Origin of the sequence: Thioalbus denitrificans (genome assembly GCF_003337735.1) — a bacterium.
Taxonomy (GTDB): domain Bacteria; phylum Pseudomonadota; class Gammaproteobacteria; order DSM-26407; family DSM-26407; genus Thioalbus; species Thioalbus denitrificans.
This window is the reverse complement of sequence record NZ_QPJY01000002.1, coordinates 801,996-818,383: the sequence shown is the minus strand read 5'-3', so window position 1 is coordinate 818,383 and position 16,388 is coordinate 801,996. Positions and strand designations below refer to the sequence as shown.

At 66.7% G+C, this 16,388-nt stretch carries 20 protein-coding genes; 6 read left to right on the top strand and 14 right to left on the bottom strand.

Annotated features, from left to right (window positions below):
• Window positions 1-264: 264 nt before the first annotated feature.
• Window positions 265-651 (top strand): lactoylglutathione lyase, encoded by a 387-nt coding sequence (gene gloA / locus DFQ59_RS08295; RefSeq protein ID WP_114279176.1) that lies wholly within the window; start codon window positions 265-267, stop codon window positions 649-651.
• Between the two features lie 159 nt (window positions 652-810).
• On the opposite strand, the gene DFQ59_RS08290 is transcribed toward gloA, so the two are convergent.
• The 10 genes from DFQ59_RS08290 to metG all read right to left on the bottom strand — a co-directional run bounded on the left by DFQ59_RS08290 (window position 811) and on the right by metG (window position 10,534).
• On the bottom strand, window positions 811-1,413 hold the full coding sequence (locus DFQ59_RS08290; RefSeq protein WP_114279175.1) for a MarC family protein: 603 nt from the start codon (window positions 1,411-1,413) through the stop codon (window positions 811-813).
• Between the two features lie 14 nt (window positions 1,414-1,427).
• Window positions 1,428-1,859: a DUF1841 family protein gene (locus DFQ59_RS08285; RefSeq protein WP_114279174.1), complete on the bottom strand. Its 432-nt coding sequence runs from the start codon at window positions 1,857-1,859 to the stop codon at window positions 1,428-1,430.
• Between the two features lie 103 nt (window positions 1,860-1,962).
• Window positions 1,963-2,598, bottom strand: coding sequence for an endonuclease III (nth, locus tag DFQ59_RS08280; protein WP_114279173.1), 636 nt, complete (start codon window positions 2,596-2,598; stop codon window positions 1,963-1,965).
• A gap of 336 nt (window positions 2,599-2,934) precedes the next feature.
• Window positions 2,935-3,633, bottom strand: a complete 699-nt coding sequence (locus tag DFQ59_RS08275) for an electron transport complex subunit E (RefSeq protein ID WP_114279172.1) — start codon at window positions 3,631-3,633, stop codon at window positions 2,935-2,937.
• Window positions 3,634-3,647: 14 nt separating this feature from the next.
• Window positions 3,648-4,292, bottom strand: coding sequence for an electron transport complex subunit RsxG (gene rsxG, locus DFQ59_RS08270; RefSeq protein WP_245937218.1), 645 nt, complete (start codon window positions 4,290-4,292; stop codon window positions 3,648-3,650).
• Entirely contained in the window at window positions 4,289-5,329 is a 1,041-nt protein-coding gene (gene rsxD, locus DFQ59_RS08265) for an electron transport complex subunit RsxD (RefSeq protein WP_114279171.1), read from the bottom strand. Before rsxD ends, rsxG begins: the two co-directional genes overlap by 4 nt.
• Window positions 5,329-6,954, bottom strand: coding sequence for an electron transport complex subunit RsxC (gene rsxC, locus DFQ59_RS08260; protein WP_114279170.1), 1,626 nt, complete (start codon window positions 6,952-6,954; stop codon window positions 5,329-5,331). Before rsxC ends, rsxD begins: the two co-directional genes overlap by 1 nt.
• 101 nt (window positions 6,955-7,055) lie before the next feature.
• Window positions 7,056-7,619, bottom strand: a complete 564-nt coding sequence (gene rsxB, locus DFQ59_RS08255; RefSeq protein ID WP_211314832.1) for an electron transport complex subunit RsxB — start codon at window positions 7,617-7,619, stop codon at window positions 7,056-7,058.
• Window positions 7,616-8,197: an electron transport complex subunit RsxA gene (rsxA, locus tag DFQ59_RS08250; protein WP_114279168.1), complete on the bottom strand. Its 582-nt coding sequence runs from the start codon at window positions 8,195-8,197 to the stop codon at window positions 7,616-7,618. The genes rsxB and rsxA overlap by 4 nt, the downstream gene beginning before the upstream one ends.
• A gap of 288 nt (window positions 8,198-8,485) precedes the next feature.
• Window positions 8,486-10,534 (bottom strand): methionine--tRNA ligase, encoded by a 2,049-nt coding sequence (gene metG, locus DFQ59_RS08245; protein ID WP_114279235.1) that lies wholly within the window; start codon window positions 10,532-10,534, stop codon window positions 8,486-8,488.
• Between the two features lie 353 nt (window positions 10,535-10,887).
• On the opposite strand from metG, the gene apbC reads away from it, so the two are divergent.
• A complete protein-coding gene (gene apbC / locus DFQ59_RS08240) occupies window positions 10,888-11,979 on the top strand; it encodes an iron-sulfur cluster carrier protein ApbC (RefSeq protein ID WP_114279167.1) in 1,092 nt (363 codons plus the stop codon).
• An 86-nt stretch (window positions 11,980-12,065) separates the two neighbouring features.
• Window positions 12,066-12,632, top strand: coding sequence for a dCTP deaminase (gene dcd, locus DFQ59_RS08235; RefSeq protein ID WP_114279166.1), 567 nt, complete (start codon window positions 12,066-12,068; stop codon window positions 12,630-12,632).
• Between the two features lie 207 nt (window positions 12,633-12,839).
• Here dcd and DFQ59_RS08230 read toward each other — a convergent pair whose 3' ends face one another.
• Both DFQ59_RS08230 and DFQ59_RS08225 read right to left on the bottom strand, forming a co-directional pair.
• Window positions 12,840-13,562, bottom strand: a complete 723-nt coding sequence (locus DFQ59_RS08230; protein WP_114279165.1) for an LrgB family protein — start codon at window positions 13,560-13,562, stop codon at window positions 12,840-12,842.
• Window positions 13,559-13,915: a CidA/LrgA family protein gene (locus tag DFQ59_RS08225; RefSeq protein ID WP_114279164.1), complete on the bottom strand. Its 357-nt coding sequence runs from the start codon at window positions 13,913-13,915 to the stop codon at window positions 13,559-13,561. The genes DFQ59_RS08230 and DFQ59_RS08225 overlap by 4 nt, the downstream gene beginning before the upstream one ends.
• A gap of 308 nt (window positions 13,916-14,223) precedes the next feature.
• On the opposite strand from DFQ59_RS08225, the gene DFQ59_RS08220 reads away from it, so the two are divergent.
• Complete coding sequence (locus DFQ59_RS08220) at window positions 14,224-14,415, top strand: hypothetical protein (RefSeq protein ID WP_114279163.1); 192 nt, start codon at window positions 14,224-14,226, stop codon at window positions 14,413-14,415.
• Between the two features lie 20 nt (window positions 14,416-14,435).
• On the opposite strand, the gene DFQ59_RS08215 is transcribed toward DFQ59_RS08220, so the two are convergent.
• On the bottom strand, window positions 14,436-14,657 hold the full coding sequence (locus tag DFQ59_RS08215; RefSeq protein WP_114279162.1) for a hypothetical protein: 222 nt from the start codon (window positions 14,655-14,657) through the stop codon (window positions 14,436-14,438).
• 184 nt (window positions 14,658-14,841) lie between these two features.
• Complete coding sequence (locus DFQ59_RS08210) at window positions 14,842-15,048, bottom strand: YdcH family protein (RefSeq protein ID WP_114279161.1); 207 nt, start codon at window positions 15,046-15,048, stop codon at window positions 14,842-14,844.
• Between the two features lie 169 nt (window positions 15,049-15,217).
• On the opposite strand from DFQ59_RS08210, the gene DFQ59_RS08205 reads away from it, so the two are divergent.
• Together DFQ59_RS08205 and DFQ59_RS08200 are read left to right on the top strand one after the other, a co-directional pair.
• Complete coding sequence (locus DFQ59_RS08205; RefSeq protein ID WP_114279160.1) at window positions 15,218-15,748, top strand: Slp family lipoprotein; 531 nt, start codon at window positions 15,218-15,220, stop codon at window positions 15,746-15,748.
• A 12-nt stretch (window positions 15,749-15,760) separates the two neighbouring features.
• Entirely contained in the window at window positions 15,761-16,252 is a 492-nt protein-coding gene (locus DFQ59_RS08200) for a Slp family lipoprotein (RefSeq protein WP_114279159.1), read from the top strand.
• The last annotated feature ends 136 nt before the right edge of the window (window positions 16,253-16,388 follow it).

Below are 16,388 nucleotides of genomic sequence, written 5' to 3'. Positions count from 1 at the left end.
GAACAACCGCCCCCGCAAATGCCTTGGAATGAAAACGCCGAACCAGGTATTTTTCGGGATCAACCCACCGGTTGCACTAGTGAGTTGAATCCGCGCGTAAATAGACAGGATTGACAGGATGTAAAAAGTTTTCCCGGCGTTCCGGGTTTGGCAGCCCGCATGAACACAGGGTGTTCATGCAACGTGGCCACTGCCCCAACAAATCCTGTATATCCTGTAAATCCTGTCTATTAATTGTTCAATGCCGGACGAGGAGGCGCATCGATGCGGATTCTCCATACCATGCTGCGGGTGGGCGACTTGGATCGCTCCATCGCTTTCTATACCGAGATCATGGGCATGAAGCTGCTGCGGCGGCAGGACTACCCCGACGGCAAGTTCACCCTGGCCTTCGTCGGCTACGGTGACGAGGCGGACAACAGCGTCGTCGAGTTGACCTACAACTGGGGCGTGGATGGCTACGAGGTGGGCAGTGGTTTCGGCCACATCGCCGTCGAGGTGGATGATGTCTACAAGGCCTGTGACGAGATCCGCGCCCGGGGCGGCAAGATCATCCGCGATGCGGGCCCCATGAACGCCGGCAGTACCGTCATCGCCTTCGTCGAGGACCCCGACGGCTATCCGGTGGAGCTCATCGGCCGCCGGCAGTAACCGGGATGGCTACCGCGGATTGACGTCGCTTGACGCCGATTGTTCCGAAAGCCGGGTTTTACCCGGCTTTTCTTTGCCGCTGGACGGGCGGTGACTCTTTCCCGTGCAGTGCAGCCCATGGTACGGCATGCGTCTGCCGCGCCCGGAGCGGGCATGGGGTCAGAGCCGGCCGAGGAACTGCTCCACGCCGGTGAGGAACATCTGCACGGCCACGGCGGTCAGCAGCATGCCCATGAGGCGCTGCAGGGCATGGAGCCCGCGCTTGCCGAGAAGCTGGCTGAGGGGCTCGGAGGCGAGCAGCACCAGGGTGCTCACGCAGGCGGCCAGGGTGATGGCGGCGGCCCACTCCCAGATCCGGTCCGGTTCCCGCGATACCAGCAGCAGGACGGTGGCCATGGCCGAGGGGCCGGCGATGAGCGGTGTGGCCAGCGGCACCACCAGGGGTTCACCCGCCGGGTCGTAGCCGAACAGCCCCTCGGGATGGGGAAAGATCATGCGCAGGGCGATGAGGAACAGGATGACACCGCCGGCCACGGTCAGGGACGGATCCTCGATGCGCAGAACGCTGAGCAGCCCCCGCCCGCCCACCAGGAACAGCAGCAGGATCCCGTAGGCGATGAGGGATTCGCGCAGGATGATCCGGCGTCGGCGTGACGGGGGGATGTCGCCCAGGATGGTGAGGAAGGTCGGTACGTTGCCCAGGGGATCGACCACGATCACCAGCAGGATCGCCGCCGAAATCAGGGTCAGTCCGGGGTCCATGGCGGTTCCGTGCGTCAGCGGGCGTTGAGCCGCTCGAGGCACTCGAGGTAGGCGATCTCGTCCGGGGCGCTGCCATCCTGCTGGGCCCGCCACAGGACCTCGCCCAGGCAATCCATCATGCGATGCTCGACCGCGTGGGGATCGCCGATCCCGAGCACCAGCCGGCGGTAGACCGTACCGATCCCGGCCGGCCGATCCGTGGCCACCTGCTCCTTCAGTGCGATATGCATGCCCATGTGCAGGAAGGGATTCTCATCGCCCAGATCGGGCAGGTAGTCGCGCTCCAGGTGGCGTTCCTCGCCCATCATCACGGGGTGGTACTCGGGATGGGCGGCAATCACCTCCGCCACCAGCTGTTCCAGCGGCTCCAGCGGCTCGCTGTGCTGCTGCTTTCGCCACACCGTGTAGTAGAAGCGTCGCAGATTGTCGCGGTTGTGTCCGAACACGGGTCGGCCCCTGGGTGGAGTTGGGGTAAGGATAGTTCAGAGTCTGACGGGAGGGTGACAGTTTTTTCACGCCGGGTGGCCGCGGCCGCAAGTCCGGCCCGATTCAGTCCGAAGTCTTGTGGCGATACTCGCACAGGTCCTCGATGATGCAGGATCCGCAGCGGGGCTTGCGCGCCAGGCAGGTGTAGCGGCCGTGGAGGATGAGCCAGTGGTGGGCATCCTTGCGATACTCGGCCGGGACCCGTCGCAGCAGGCGCTTCTCCACCTCCATGGGGTTCTTGCCCGGTGCGATGCCGGTGCGGTTGGAAACCCGGAAGATGTGGGTGTCCACGGCGATGGTGGGTTCGCCGAACGCCGTATTGAGCACCACGTTGGCGGTCTTGCGGCCCACGCCGGGCAGGGCCTCCAGGGAGGTCCGATCGCGCGGCACCTCGCCTCCATGCCGTTCCAGGAGGATGCGGCAGGTCTCGAGGATGTTCTTCGCCTTGCTGTTGAACAGCCCGATGGTCTTGATGTACTCCTTCAGGCCCGCCTCGCCCAGCGCCGCAATGGCCGCCGGTGTGCTGGCCGCCGGGAACAGCCGCCGGGTGGCCTTGTTCACCCCCACGTCGGTGGCCTGGGCGGAGAGGATGACCGCCACCAGCAGCTCGAACGGGGTGGTGTACTCGAGCTCGGTGGTGGGGTGCGGATTCTCGGCCCGCAGCCGGCGGAATATCTCCGCCCGTTTCTCCCTGTTCATCGTCTCGAGGTGCTCCCATCAGGCGAGGCACATGGGTGGTTGGAAAGGCGGCCGATTGGGAGCCGCACCGTGAACAACTTCGGGATGAACCGCAGATTGACGTTATGTTCGTTAATTTCCATCGACATGGTGAGTCAACGGGCAGCCTGGAACCTGATTGGTGGTACAAGGTTCAGGCCGCCGGCTGCAGCACGGGAGGTTATGCCTCTGAATCGCTTCATGGCGGGCGACCCGCAGGTGGAGACCGGCATGAAACAGGCAGTCAGATGGCGGTGACGCCCGGATTCATGCAGGGGTAATTCACGTAATCAATGCGAATCTGCGGTTCATCGCCCTTCAAGCAGTGGCCTCGGCGCCGCCTTCCACCTTCTCCGCCGGCCTGGCGCGCACGGCGCGGGCGGCGAGCCGGCTGTCGATGGTGTTCTTCAGGGCGATGAGCAGGCCCATGCCGAGGAAGGCGCCCGGGGGGAGGATGGCCAGCAGGAAGCCACGGTAATTATCGATCACGTGGAGGGTCATGCCGCGGGCGGCCTCGCCGAACATCAGGTGGGCCTGGGCCAGCAGGGTGCCCTGGCCGAGCAGCTCCCGCATCCCGCCGAGCAGCACCAGAACGGCGGTGAAGCCGAAGCCCATGGCCAGGCCGTCGGCCAGCGCGAACCGGAACCGGTTCTTGGAGGCGAAGGCCTCGGCGCGGCCGATGATGACGCAGTTGGTGACGATGAGCGGGATGAAGATACCCAGGATCTTGTACAGGTCGTGGAAGAAGGCGTTCATGGTGAGCTCTACCGCCGTCACGAACGAGGCGATGACGAGCACGAACACCGGTATGCGCACCTCCTGGGGCACCAGGCTGCGGATGAGCGAGACGGTGATGTTGGACAGCACCAGTACCGCCACGGTGGCAAGACCGAGGCCGAGGCCGTTGACCACGTTGGTGGTCACGGCGAGCAGGGGACAGAGGCCGAGGAGCTGGACGAGCCCCGGGTTGTTGTCCCAGAAGCCGTTGCGGACGATGTTGCCGTAGGTGCTGGACATCTCGTTCTCCGTCGTCAGGAGCGCTGCGCCGCGGTCTGCACCTTCTCTTCCCGGGGGAAGATCTCATCCCGGTGCGCCTGGAACCAGGTGAGGGTGTTGTAGACCGACTTCACCACCGTGCGCGGGGTGATGGTGGCGCCGGTGAACTGATCGAAGACCCCGCCGTCCTTCCTGACCCGCCACTGCTGCGGGGCCGGGTCGCCGAGCGACTTGCCGGTGAAATCGAGCACCCAGTCGGATTTCTCCAGCTCGATGCGGTCGCCGAGGCCGGGCGTCTCCTTGTGGGAGATGACCCGCACACCGGTCAGGTGCCCATCCATGCCCACCCCCACCAGCAGCTTGATGGGTCCGGCATAGCCCTCGGGGGCGACGGTGGTGAACACCGCGGCCTGGGGCTGGCCCTTGAGCCGCGCCCGGTAGACGGTCACGCTGCCGCCCAGCTCCGGCACCTGGAACTGGATCGTGTCGTTGGGGATGTCATTGTCGTGGCTCGCGGCCGGGAGCACCTGGTTGAGGTTGTGCAGCAGCGCCTGGCGCTCGTTGGCGGCGATGCGATCACGGGTGACCTCCTCGGTCAGGCCGACAAGGCTGGTGCCGACCACGGCGAACAGTCCGAGGACCAGGGCATTGCGGAAAATGGACTGGAAGATGAGCTTCATGGGGCCTTGTCGCCGTGGCCATAGACCCGCGGCTGGGTGTAGTAGTCGATGGTGGGGGCGGCCATGTTCATCAGCAGCACGCTGAACGCAACGCCATCGGGGTAGCCGCCCCAGGTGCGGATGATGTAGGTGAGTATCCCGACCCCGGCGCCGAACACCAGCCGCCCCCGGGGGGTGGTGCAGGCGCTCACCGGATCGGTGGCGATGAAGAAGGCGCCGAGCATGGCGGCACCGCTGAAGACATGGAACAGCGGGGTGGCGTAGCGGCCCGGGTCGACCAGGTTGAAGATCATCGCCACCAGCGCCAGGGCGCCGAGCATGGCCACCGGGATGTGCCAGCCGATGACCCGCTTCCAGATGAGCCACAGTCCGCCGCCGAGCAGCGCCAGGTCCACGAACTCCCAGCCGCGACCGCCGAGGATGCCGAAGGTGGGCTTCTCCAGGATCTCCTGGACCGTCCGCGCCAGCCCGAGCTGGACCTTGAGGGAGTCGAGCGGCGTGGCCATGGTCACCGCGTCGATGCCGGTGCCGCCATGGATCGTGCCGAGGAAGATGGCGCTGAGGGCATCGGTGACGCCGATATTCATCTCCAGCAGCATGCGCGGCGCCACCCAGGAGGTCATCTCCAGCGGGAAGCAGATGAGCAGCAGCACGTAGCCGAGCATGGCCGGGTTGAAGGGGTTGTAGCCGAGCCCCCCGTAGAGGTGCTTGCCGAACACGACCGCGAAGCCCACCCCGATGAGGGTCATCCACCAGGGGGAGAGCGGCGGCAGCGCCATGGCCAGCAGGACCCCGGTGAGCACCACGCTGCCGTCGGCCAGGTAGCTGCCCACCGGGCGGCTGCGCAGGCGCAGCATCAGCGCCTCGAAGGCGACCGCCGCCAGGCCGGCGAAGAGCACGTTGATGAGCACGCCCCAGCTGAAGAGCCACGTCTGGACGATCAGGGCCGGGACCAGGGCATAGAGCACCCGGCGCATGGCCAGGGAGACGCTGCTGTCCAGGTGGATGTGGGGGGTGCGGAGATCGATGGCTTGCATCATGCGTCGGCGTCGTTGGCGGTCTGCTTGGGTTCAGCCCCGGCCTGGGCGGCAGCCTCGCGCTTGGCCCGGGCCCGCTCCATGGCGGCCTGGATGGCGGCCTGCTTGTCGGCATCGGTCGCGGTCTTCGCGCCGCCGGCGGCCTTGCCGGCATCGGCCTTGCCCGCATTGGTCTTGGCGGCGGCGCGGGCGGCGGCGGCCTTGTGCCGCTCGGCCTTCTCGCGCTTCTCGCGCTCGATCCGCATCTGCTTGAACTCGTGGCGGCGGCGGGCGAGGTCGGCCTTCTTCTTCTCCCGCTCCTGGTCCCAGATCTCGGTCTTGGCGAAGCGGTAGTACTGCACCAGGGGAATGTGGCTGGGGCAGACGTAGGAGCAGCAGCCGCACTCGATGCAGTCGAACAGGTTGTAGTCCTGGATCTTGTCGAACTCGCGCGCCCGGGCATGCCAGTACATCTGCTGGGGCAGGAGGTTCACCGGGCAGACACGGGTGCACTCGCCGCAGCGGATGCAGGGCATGGTCTGGCCCTGGTTGGGCTGATCCCCGGGAGTCGCCGCGAGCAGGCAGTTGGTGGCCTTGACCGTGGGCAGGCTGCCGTCGCGCAGGGGGATCCCCATCATGGGCCCGCCCATGATGAGCTTGTCCTCGGGGGTGAGGTGGGGATCGCACCGGTCCAGCAGGTGCTCCATCGGGGTGCCGATGAGCGTGTCCAGGTTGCGGGGTTCCCGGACCGCGCCGCCGGTGACGGTGACGATGCGCGAAATCAGCGGCTCGCCGAAACGCACGGCCCGGTAGACGGCCGCGGCGGTGGCGACGTTCTGGCATACGATGCCGATCTGGGCCGGTATGCCGCGGGAGGGAACCTCCTTCCCGGTCAGCACCTTGATGAGCTGCTTCTCACCCCCCGTGGGGTAGATGGTCGGAATCTGGACAACCTCGATGCCGGTCCCCGCGGCGGCCGCCTGCAGCGCCTGGAACGCTTCCGGCTTGTTGTCCTCGAGCCCCACGATGCATGCCCGGACCCCGAGAATCCGGCGCATGATGACCACGCCCTGGATGACCTCCTCCGGCCGCTCGCGCATGAGCATGTCGTCGCAGGAGATGTAGGGCTCGCATTCCGCGCCGTTGATGATGAGGGTGTCGATGGCGGCGTCGGCGGGCGGGGTGAGCTTCACGGCGGTGGGGAAGGCCGCGCCGCCCAGCCCCACGATGCCGGCGTCGCGGATGCGCGCGCGGAGCAGGTCGGGTTCGGCCTCGGGATACCCCTCCAGTGGCTGGAGTTCCGCCCAGCGGTCCTCGCCGTCGGTCTCGATCACCACGCAGGGGATGTTGAGGCCGGAGGGGTGGGGGACGGGCAGGGGCTCGATGGCCGTCACCGTGCCGGAGGTGGAGGCATGGACGGGGGCGCTCACGTAGCCGCTGGCCCGGCCGATGATCTGGCCCTTGAGCACCCGATCGCCCACCTTGACCACCGGCTCCGCCGGCGCGCCGATATGCTGCTGCAGGGCGATGACAATCCGCCCGGGGATGCCCGCATCGACCACCGGCAGGCGGGTGGACGCCTCCTTGTGGCCGGGCATGTGTACGCCGCCGTGGAAGTGATGCAGTTTGCGTGTCGTTGCAACCATCGGTGCCTATGTTCCGTCCGGGTTGTCCGCCGGTCCTGTGCAGTGGCTGGTCGTTGTCCGCCTTCCCGCCCGGAGAGCGCCGGGCGTCGGAAGTTCCGGCCTCAGGCGGCCGAGCCCATGGGGGGCTGGTGTTTCGGGAAGGGCCACTTCCATTCGTTCAGACCCTGCTCCACCGGGTGCATGTGGATGCACTCCACCGGGCAGGGCGGGAGACACAGCTCGCAGCCCGTGCATTCGGCCTCGATGACCTGGTGCATCTGCTTGGCCGCGCCCAGGATCGCGTCCACCGGGCAGGCCTGCAGGCACAGGGTGCAGCCGATGCACTCCTCCTCCACGACGTAGGCCACCATCCGCGGCTTCTCCTCGCCCGTCTCGCCGTCCAGCGGGATGGGCTCCCGCCCGAGGAGGTCGGCCAGCGCCTGGATGGTGGACTCCCCGCCCGGCGGGCAGCGGTTGATTTCCGCCTCGCCGGTGGCGAGCGCCTCGGCATAGGGCCGGCAGCCGGGGAAGCCGCACTGCCCGCACTGGGTCTGGGGCAGCAGCGAGTCGATCTGATCCACCACGGGATCACCCTCGACCCGGAAACGCACTGCGGCGTAGCCGAGCAGGCTGCCGAAGATGACGGCGAGAGTGGTGATGGCCAGGACCGCGCTAATCATGTTCAACCCTTGACGAGGCCGGTGAAGCCCATGAAGGCCAGGGACATCAGGCCGGCGGTGATCATGCCGATGGCCGCGCCACGGAACGGCACCGGCACGTCGGCGGCCGCCAGGCGCTCACGCATGGCGGCGAACAGCACCAGCACCAGGGAGAAGCCGATGGCGGCGCCGAGCCCGTAGATGGCCGATTGCAGGAAACCGTGATCGGTCTGCACGTTGAGCAGGGCCACGCCGAGCACGATGCAGTTGGTGGTGATGAGGGGCAGATAGATGCCGAGCAGCTGGTAGAGCACGGGACTGGTCTTGTGCACCACCATCTCGGTGAACTGCACCACCACCGCGATCACCAGGATGAAGCCGATGGTGCGCAGGAACTCCAGCCCCAGCGGAGCGAGGACATAGGCTTCCACCAGGTAGCTCATCACCGCCGAGAGGGTGAGCACGAAGGTGGTCGCCAGCGACATGCCGGCGGCGGTTTCGAGTTTCTTGGACACGCCCATGAAGGGGCAGAGGCCGAGAAACTTGACCAGCACGAAGTTGTTCACCAGCACCGTGCTGACGAGGATGAGCAGGTATTCGGTCATCGGCCCACGTATTTCCCCTACAATCAATCACCTTTCGAAAACCGGGCTGCGCACCGGCCATCCCCTATGATGGACGTTAGCGGAGCGCGCTTCTACCCGATATTCTTTCTTCTTTTTGTGCGACGCACAAATAAATACCCTACTTTTAATGCGGGTGCAATAATGTTTTGTTATGGGCGCCCCATGAAAATTAATGATCCGGATTTAAAAACGTCCACGTCCCCGGATTGAATGACAATTATCAATGCCCGGTGGTGAACCCGGCGGCGCACGCTCCGCCGCCGCCCCTCATTTCACCCGCATGCCGGGTTGCGCGCCGCTGTCCGGGGCGAGGACGAACAGCTCCCTGCCGCCCGGTCCGGCCGCGAGGACCATCCCCTCGGAGACCCCGAAGCGCATCTTGCGGGGCGCGAGGTTGGCCACCATGACCGTGAGCCGGCCGGTGAGCTGTTCGGGCTGGTAGGCCGACTTGATGCCGGCGAACACGGTGCGCGTTTCGCCGCCCAGGTCCAGGGTCAGCTTCAGCAGCTTGTCGGCGCCCTCCACGTGCTCGGCCTTCTCGATGCGCGCCACCCGGAGATCGATCTTCGCGAACTCATCGATGCCGATCTCCGCGGCGATGGGGTTCTCCTCCAGCGGCGAGGGCGGGGCCGCGGGCTCTGCCTCCGCCTGCCCGGCGGTGGCCCGCAGGTGCTCGCGGGACTCTTCCACCACCGCCTCCAGCTGGGCCGGCTCCACCCGCTGCATGAGCGGCTTGAAGGGCTCGATGCGGTGGTCGACCAGGGGGCCCCCGGCCACGGCGTGCCAGTCCAGGGTCTCCACGTTGAGGAAGGCGCGGGCGTCCTCGCACATCTGCGGCAGCACCGGGGCCAGCCAGGTGGCCAGGACGCGGAACAGGTTGAGCCCCTGGGTGCAGACCGCCTGTACCTCCGGTGCGCGCAGCGGGTCCTTGGCCATCACCCAGGGCTTCTGCTCGTCGATGTACTGGTTGGCCCGATCCGCCAGCTGCATCACCTCGCGCATGGCGCGGCTGAACTCACGCGCCTCGTAGGCTTCGGCGATGGACTCGCCGGCGGCCACGAACTCGCCGTAGGTGTGGGGGTCGGGCAGCGTGGCGGCCAGCCTGCCCTCGAACAGCTTGTGGATGAAGCCGGCGCAGCGGCTGGCGATGTTCACCACCTTGCCCACCAGGTCCGAGTTGACCCGCTGGCGGAAGTCCTCCAGGTTCAGGTCGAGGTCCTCGATGCCGGAGCCGAGCTTGGTGGCGAAGTAGTAGCGCAGGTATTCGGGGCGCAGGTGCCTGAGGTAGGTGCGGGCCATGATGAAGGTGCCGCGCGACTTGGACATCTTCTGGCCGTTGACGGTGAGGAAGCCGTGGCAGAACACCGCCGAGGGCGTGCGGAAGCCCGCTCCGTGCAGTTCCGCCGGCCAGAACAGGGTGTGGAAGTAGGCGATGTCCTTGCCGATGAAATGGTACAGCTCGGCGCCGGACTCCCGGCCCCAGTAGTCGTCGAAGGACTCCCCGGTGCGGTCGCAGTAGTTCTGGAAGCTGGCCATGTAGCCGATGGGCGCGTCCAGCCAGACATAGAAGAACTTGCCCGGCGCATCGGGGATCTCGAAGCCCCAGTAGGGGGCGTCGCGGGAGATGTCCCAGTCCTGCAGCCCGGTCTCGAACCATTCGCCCAGCTTGTTCTGCATCTGGGGCTGGATGTGCTCGGCGACCCAGCTGCGCAGGAAGGGCTCGAAGTCCCCGAGCCGGAAGAAGTAGTGCAGCGACTCCTTTTCCACCGGGACCGCGCCGGAGATGGCCGAGCGGGGATTCTTCAGATCGGTGGGGGCGTAGGTGGCGCCGCAGGACTCGCAGCTGTCGCCGTACTGGTCCGGGGTGCCGCAGCGGGGGCACTCACCCTTGATGAACCGGTCGGGGAGAAACATCTCCTTGACGGGGTCGAAGGCCTGGGTGATGGTCCGCGTGGCGATGTGGCCGGCGTCGCGCAGCCGGGTGTAGATGAGGTTGGCGTAGTGCTGGTTCTCCGGCGAGTGGGTGGAGTAGTAGTTGTCGAAACCCACCAGGAACTCCGAGAAATCCGCCTGATGCTCCGCCTCCACCCGTTCGATCAGCGCCTCGGGCGTGATTCCCTCCTGCTCCGCCCGCAGCATGATGGGAGTGCCATGGGCGTCGTCCGCGCAGACATAGACGCAGTGATGGCCGCGGCTCTTCTGGAAGCGCACCCAGATGTCGGTCTGGATGTACTCCACCAGGTGGCCGAGGTGGATGGAGCCGTTGGCGTAGGGCAGGGCGCTGGTGACGAGGATTCGGCGTTTCTTCTCGGGCATGTCGGTCACGGAATAGATGGAAAACGGCATTCCCCGGTGGATGTGGAGCTCCCGGGGGTTGGAAATGCATCAAAAGGACAAATATATCAGTATCACGGCGCCCGATGCACGGTGTGGCCCGGTCGGAGCCCTGGCCGCGACGGGGGCGAAGGCTCCCGGGCCGGCGCGGCCACGGGAGCCGGCAAGTGCGCGGGAGGCGGTGCTAAACACTTATTTCAGCAGGGTTTATTGAGAAATAGCAGTACTCCCGGCCGGGCGGACGTGGTAAACTCCGCGGCCATTCGAGTAAATTAGAAGTATTCCCATTTCTAATGTTCGCCCCGAGCCGGGGCGAAGGCAGCGAGGAGGCGTAAATGGCAGAAATCACCCGCGAGCAGGTGGAAACCGCACTGAAGGCATACGTGGATCCGTACCTGGAGAAGGACCTGGTCTCCGCCCACGCGGTGAAGGATATCCAGGTGGACGGCGGCAAGGTGACGGTGCAGGTGGAGCTCGGCTTCCCCAACGCCGGCTACCGCGGCCAGCTCGCCGCCGATGTGGAGGCGCAGATCAAGGGTATCGACGGCGTGGAGGCGGTGGCCGTCGAGGTGAGCACCAAGGTGACCTCCCATGCCGTGCAGAAGGGCCTCAAGCCCATCAAGGGCATCAAGAACATCATCGCCGTGGCCTCCGGCAAGGGCGGCGTGGGCAAGTCCACCACCGCCGTCAACCTGGCACTGGCACTCACCGCCGAGGGCGCCAAGGTGGGCATCCTGGACGCCGACATCTACGGCCCCAGCCAGCCGCGCATGCTGGGCGTGCACGCCAAGCCCGAGTCCCCGGACGGCCAGAGCCTGAATCCCATCGTCTCCCATGGCCTGGAGGCCATGTCCATCGGCTTCCTCATCGACGAGGAGACCCCGATGATCTGGCGCGGCCCCATGGTCACCCAGGCCCTGGAGCAACTGCTCAACGACACCAACTGGAGCGATCTCGACTACCTGGTGGTGGATCTGCCCCCGGGCACCGGCGACACCCAGCTGACCCTGGCCCAGAAGGTGCCGGTCTCCGGCGCGGTGATCGTCACCACGCCCCAGGACATCGCCCTGCTGGACGCGCGCAAGGGTCTGAAGATGTTCCAGAAGGTCGAGGTGCCCGTGCTCGGCGTGATCGAGAACATGAGCATCCACATCTGCAGCAACTGCGGCCACGAGGAGCACATCTTCGGCGAGGGCGGCGGCAAGCGCATGGCCGAGCAGTACGGCGTGACCCTGCTGGGCGAGCTGCCGCTCGACATCCGCATCCGCGAGGAGGCCGACAGCGGCAAGCCCACGGTCGTGGTCGAGCCCGACAGCCGCATCTCCGAGATCTACCGCGAGATCGCGCGCCGGGTGGCCGCGAAGCTCTCCATCCAGGCCAAGGACTACGCGGCCAAGTTCCCGAGCATCGTGATCCAGAACAACTGATCCGTTCCGGGCATCTGCGTATAATCCGGCATCAGGCGGGCATCGACCCGCCTGATGTCGTTTGGGCGCGCCGGGGGGGAGTGGCATTGAGCATCAAATCGGACAAGTGGATCCGCCGCATGGCGGAGCAGCACGGAATGATCGAGCCGTTCGAACCGCGCCAGGTGCGCGAGAACGAAGGCGGCCGCATCGTCTCCTACGGCACCTCCAGCTATGGCTACGACGTGCGCTGCGCCGACGAATTCAAGATCTTCACCAACATCAACTCGGCCATCGTCGACCCCAAGAACTTCGACGCCAACAGCTTCGTGGACGTCAAGTCCGACGTCTGCATCATTCCCCCCAACTCCTTCGCCCTGGCCCGCACGGTGGAGTACTTCCGCATTCCACGCAGCGTGCTCACCATCTGCCTGGGCAAGTCCACCTATGCCCGCTGCGGCATCATCGTCAACGTCACCCCGCTGGAGCCGGAGTGGGAGGGGCACGTCACCCTCGAGTTCTCCAACACCACGCCGTTGCCCGCCAAGATCTACGCCAACGAGGGCGTGGCCCAGATGCTCTTCTTCGAGTCCGACGAGGTATGCGAGACCTCCTACCTCGATCGCGGCGGCAAGTACCAGGGCCAGCGCGGCGTCACCCTGCCGGTGGCGTGAAGGGATAATGGATAAGGGATAAGGGTATTTTGTTTCCACACAGGCGGTTACATTAACCATTAACCCTCTTGACCCTTGTCCGACTACCATCCTGCCCACCGGAACAGTGGGCGTAGGATGGGCAAAGGAGCGGAGCGACGTGCCCATCGACGCGCGGAGGTGATGGGCACGCTGCGCTTTGCCCATCCTACGATTCCTGGTCACTGGTCACCACCCCGCCCACCGGAACAGCAGCGGCAGTAGGATGGCCGTGGCCAGGGCGTTGAGGCCCATGGCCAGACTGGAGAAGGCGCCGGTGACCTCGCCGGCCTGGAATGCCTGGGCCGTGCCGATGCCGTGGGCCGCCACGCCCAGGCCCAGGCCCCGGGCGCGGGGATCCCGCACCCGGGCCAGCCGCAGCACCCAGGGGCCGAGGGAGGCGCCGATGATGCCGGTCAGGATGACCAGCACGGCCGTCAGCGAGGGCAGTCCCCCGAGCTTCTCCGCGATGCCCATGGCCACCGGCGTGGTGACCGACTTGGGCGCCAGGGAGATCACGCTCTGCCAGGAGGCGCCGAGCAGCCAGGCCAGCCCCATGGCGCTGAGCGCCGCGGAGAGGGAACCGGCCAGGATGGCCAGCGCCAGCGGCAGCGCCGCCCGCCGGACCCGGTGAAACTGCCGGTAGAGGGGGATGGCCAGCGCCACGGTGGCGGGCCCGAGCAGGAAGTGGACGAACTGGGCGCCGGCGAAGTAGTCGTCGTAGCTGCCGCCGGTGGCGAAGAGCAGGGCGCCTATGAGGATGATGGCCAGGAGCACCGGGTTGGCCACGGGCCGGCAGCCGAGCCGTCGGTAGAGCCACAGCCCCGCCTGGTAGGCCACCAGGGTGACGGTCAGCCACAGCAGGGGATTGGCGGCGAGATAGACCCAGATTTCCTGCAACTCGCGCTTCACGGCTTCGGCTCATCCGCGGCGGGACGGCCGAGTCGCTGCATGACCCAGCCGGTGACGACGATGGCCAGCAGGGTGCTCAGCACCAGCGCGGCGGAGAGTGGCAGCCACTCGTCGCCGACCCGGGTCAGGTGCAGCACCACGCCCACGCCGGCCGGAACGAACAGCAGCGAGAGATGATCGAGCAGGCCCCGCGCGGCCCGGTCCAGGGCGGCCGGAACCTCTCCGCGAATGACCAGTCCGATGAACAGGAGCACCATGCCGATGACGGGTCCCGGCAGCGGCAGGCCGCTCAGCTGGGCGATGACCTCGCCGGCGAGCTGGCACAGGAGCAGGAGGGTGAGAGCGGCGAGCATGGCCAATCTCCGCGCGGTTGCGAGGTACCGATTGTGCCGGATGCCGTGTCCGGCGTCACGCCGTGCACGGTCGTCGGCGGCACCTGATGCTCGGTCCTGCGAGTCTGAATGGGCCGTTTTGATTTCACCACGGAGACACGGAGCTCACGGAGAAGACCTGCGGGTTGGTTGCAGCCTGCTGGCCGCAACAGTCAAGGCGGAACGCGGTAAAATCTCCGGCATCCTTCTCCTCCGTGCCCTCCGTATCCCCGTGGTTCAACCGGCCATGGCCGGATTTGACTTCAACTGCGCAATGTCAGGGAGAAAGCATGGATCCGATGGCTACCTGGGAAAAGATTCTGCTGGGCGTGGCGGCGGTGCTCGTTCTGCTCTGGTTCCGCCCGGGAATCCGGGCGGCGATGGAGCGCAGCCGCCAGGCCGGGGAGCGGGACTGGAAGGCCGTGATCCTGCCTCTCGTGGCGGTGGTGCTGTTCGTGCTGCTGCTGATTGCGAGCGTCTGAACCCGCGCGGCCGGGATGCCTCAGTGGGCGTGGCCCTGGTGGCCGAACCTGCGGCACAGCCGGCATGAACCGTAGGTCACATGCAGTACGCCGAGGCCGCAGCCGAGCAGGAAGATGACGCCCATGGTGACCGGGTTCCAGCCGGTCAGCACCCCGGTGAGGAAGGAAAGGAATGCGGCCAGGAACGCCACATAGGCAATCAGGTAGGGAAGCTTTTCCTTGCAGTTCTCACACAGTTTCATTCAGGTTCTCCCGTCCGCAACGGCGGGTCGGACGTCGCAGGATCCCGCATCCGCTCGCGCGGGTCCATCCTGGCCGGACTCCGGTTTGCGGTGCACTGCGACATTCTAATGTCAGCGCGACGGGAAGTTCTTGACGGGTATCAACATCCGTACCGATTTCCGGGCCCGGACCGGCGCCGGTGACTCAGGCGTCGAGGTCCGGTATGAGCCGGCTCTCGAGTCGGGTGATCGCATCCTTGAGCATGAGCCGGCGCTTCTTCAGCCGCCGCAGCTGCAGCTGGTCGACGCCGGGGTCCTGGGAGAGGCGCTCGATGGCCTGGTCCAGGTCGCGGTGCTCCTGCCGCAGCTCCATGATGTGCAGGGACAGGTTCTCTTGGCTGTCGTCGGACATGACGTTCCTCTCCGAAGAGCACGGCGCGCCTGCAATCACGACCGGGCCGGCGGCCCGCGGGGCGGCCGGGGCGGATGAAACTCCAAGGCGGCGCACTACACTAAATACACGAAGAGTACACCGGCGTGAAGTGCGATAGGGCAATCCAGGCGCGCCGGGAGGAGAGTATATGAAAACCCGTGGCCTGGGGCATGCGGGATGGTTGATGCTGCTGGTGGTCGTGGCCGGCTGTGCCACGGCGCCCCCGGCCGAGCTGGCCGGTCCGGTCGACGCGGTGACGCCCGGGGAAGCCCGGGCGGCGCCGGAACAGCATGTGGGGCGCACGGTCCGCTGGGGCGGCACGGTGGCGCGGGTCGAGAACCTGAGCGGGGAGACCCGGGTGGAAGTGGTGTCCCGGGAGCTGGACAGCGGCGGCAGACCCCGGGACGAGGATCGGAGCGATGGGCGTTTCCTGGCCCTGTTCGACGGCTTCCTGGATCCCGCCATCGTCAGCAACGGACGGGAGATCACGGTGGTCGGCGCCCTGGGTCCGTCCGTGAGCCGCGCCATCGGCGCCTATCCCTACCGCTTCCCGGTGGTGAAGGTGGCGCGCTGGAAGCTGTGGCCGCCGCGCCCGGAGGTGGTCTACCGCGAGTACGCCCCCCATCCCTACTGGTACGACCCCTGGTATCCCTGGCGACGCTATCCCTACGGGTGGTGAGGAGCAGAACGGATGAGACTCTTGCACGTATTGCCGCTCGCGGCGGCGTTGCTGGCCGGTTGCGCGGCCGGGCCGCAGTTCGACACCGTCGGCACGGACCCGGCCCTGACACCCGCCACGGTGGTGCCGGACATGGATGCGAAGCGGGGCGCCGCGGTGATCTGGGGTGGAGTCATCGTCGCCACCACCAACCTCCGCAACGGCACCCGCCTGGAGCTGCTGGGCTATCCGCTGAACCGGAGTCAGCGCCCCGACATCGCCGCGCCCGCCCAGGGACGGTTCCTGGTCTACTGGCCCGAGTACCTGGAGAGCGTCGATTTCGCGGCGGGACGGCAGTTGAGCGTCCGCGGCCGGCTCGACGGGCTGGAGTCGGGGCAGGTGGGCCAGAGCCGCTATCTCTATCCGGTGGTCGCCGCGGAGCGCCTCTGGCTCTGGCCGCGGCCCGGTGAACGCTCCACCGACCCCACGTTCCACTTCGGGTTCGGGGTATTCCTGCACAACTGAGCCGGGCGCTCGAAGCGTCGTCCCGTCACCGCCAGCTGCATCGGGGTGGCGGCATCGTCCACCAGCGCCAGCCAGCCGCCGCTACCCGCCAGCTGTTCCGCCACGCGGTCCACGGTCTGGCGGCGGAACTTGCCGT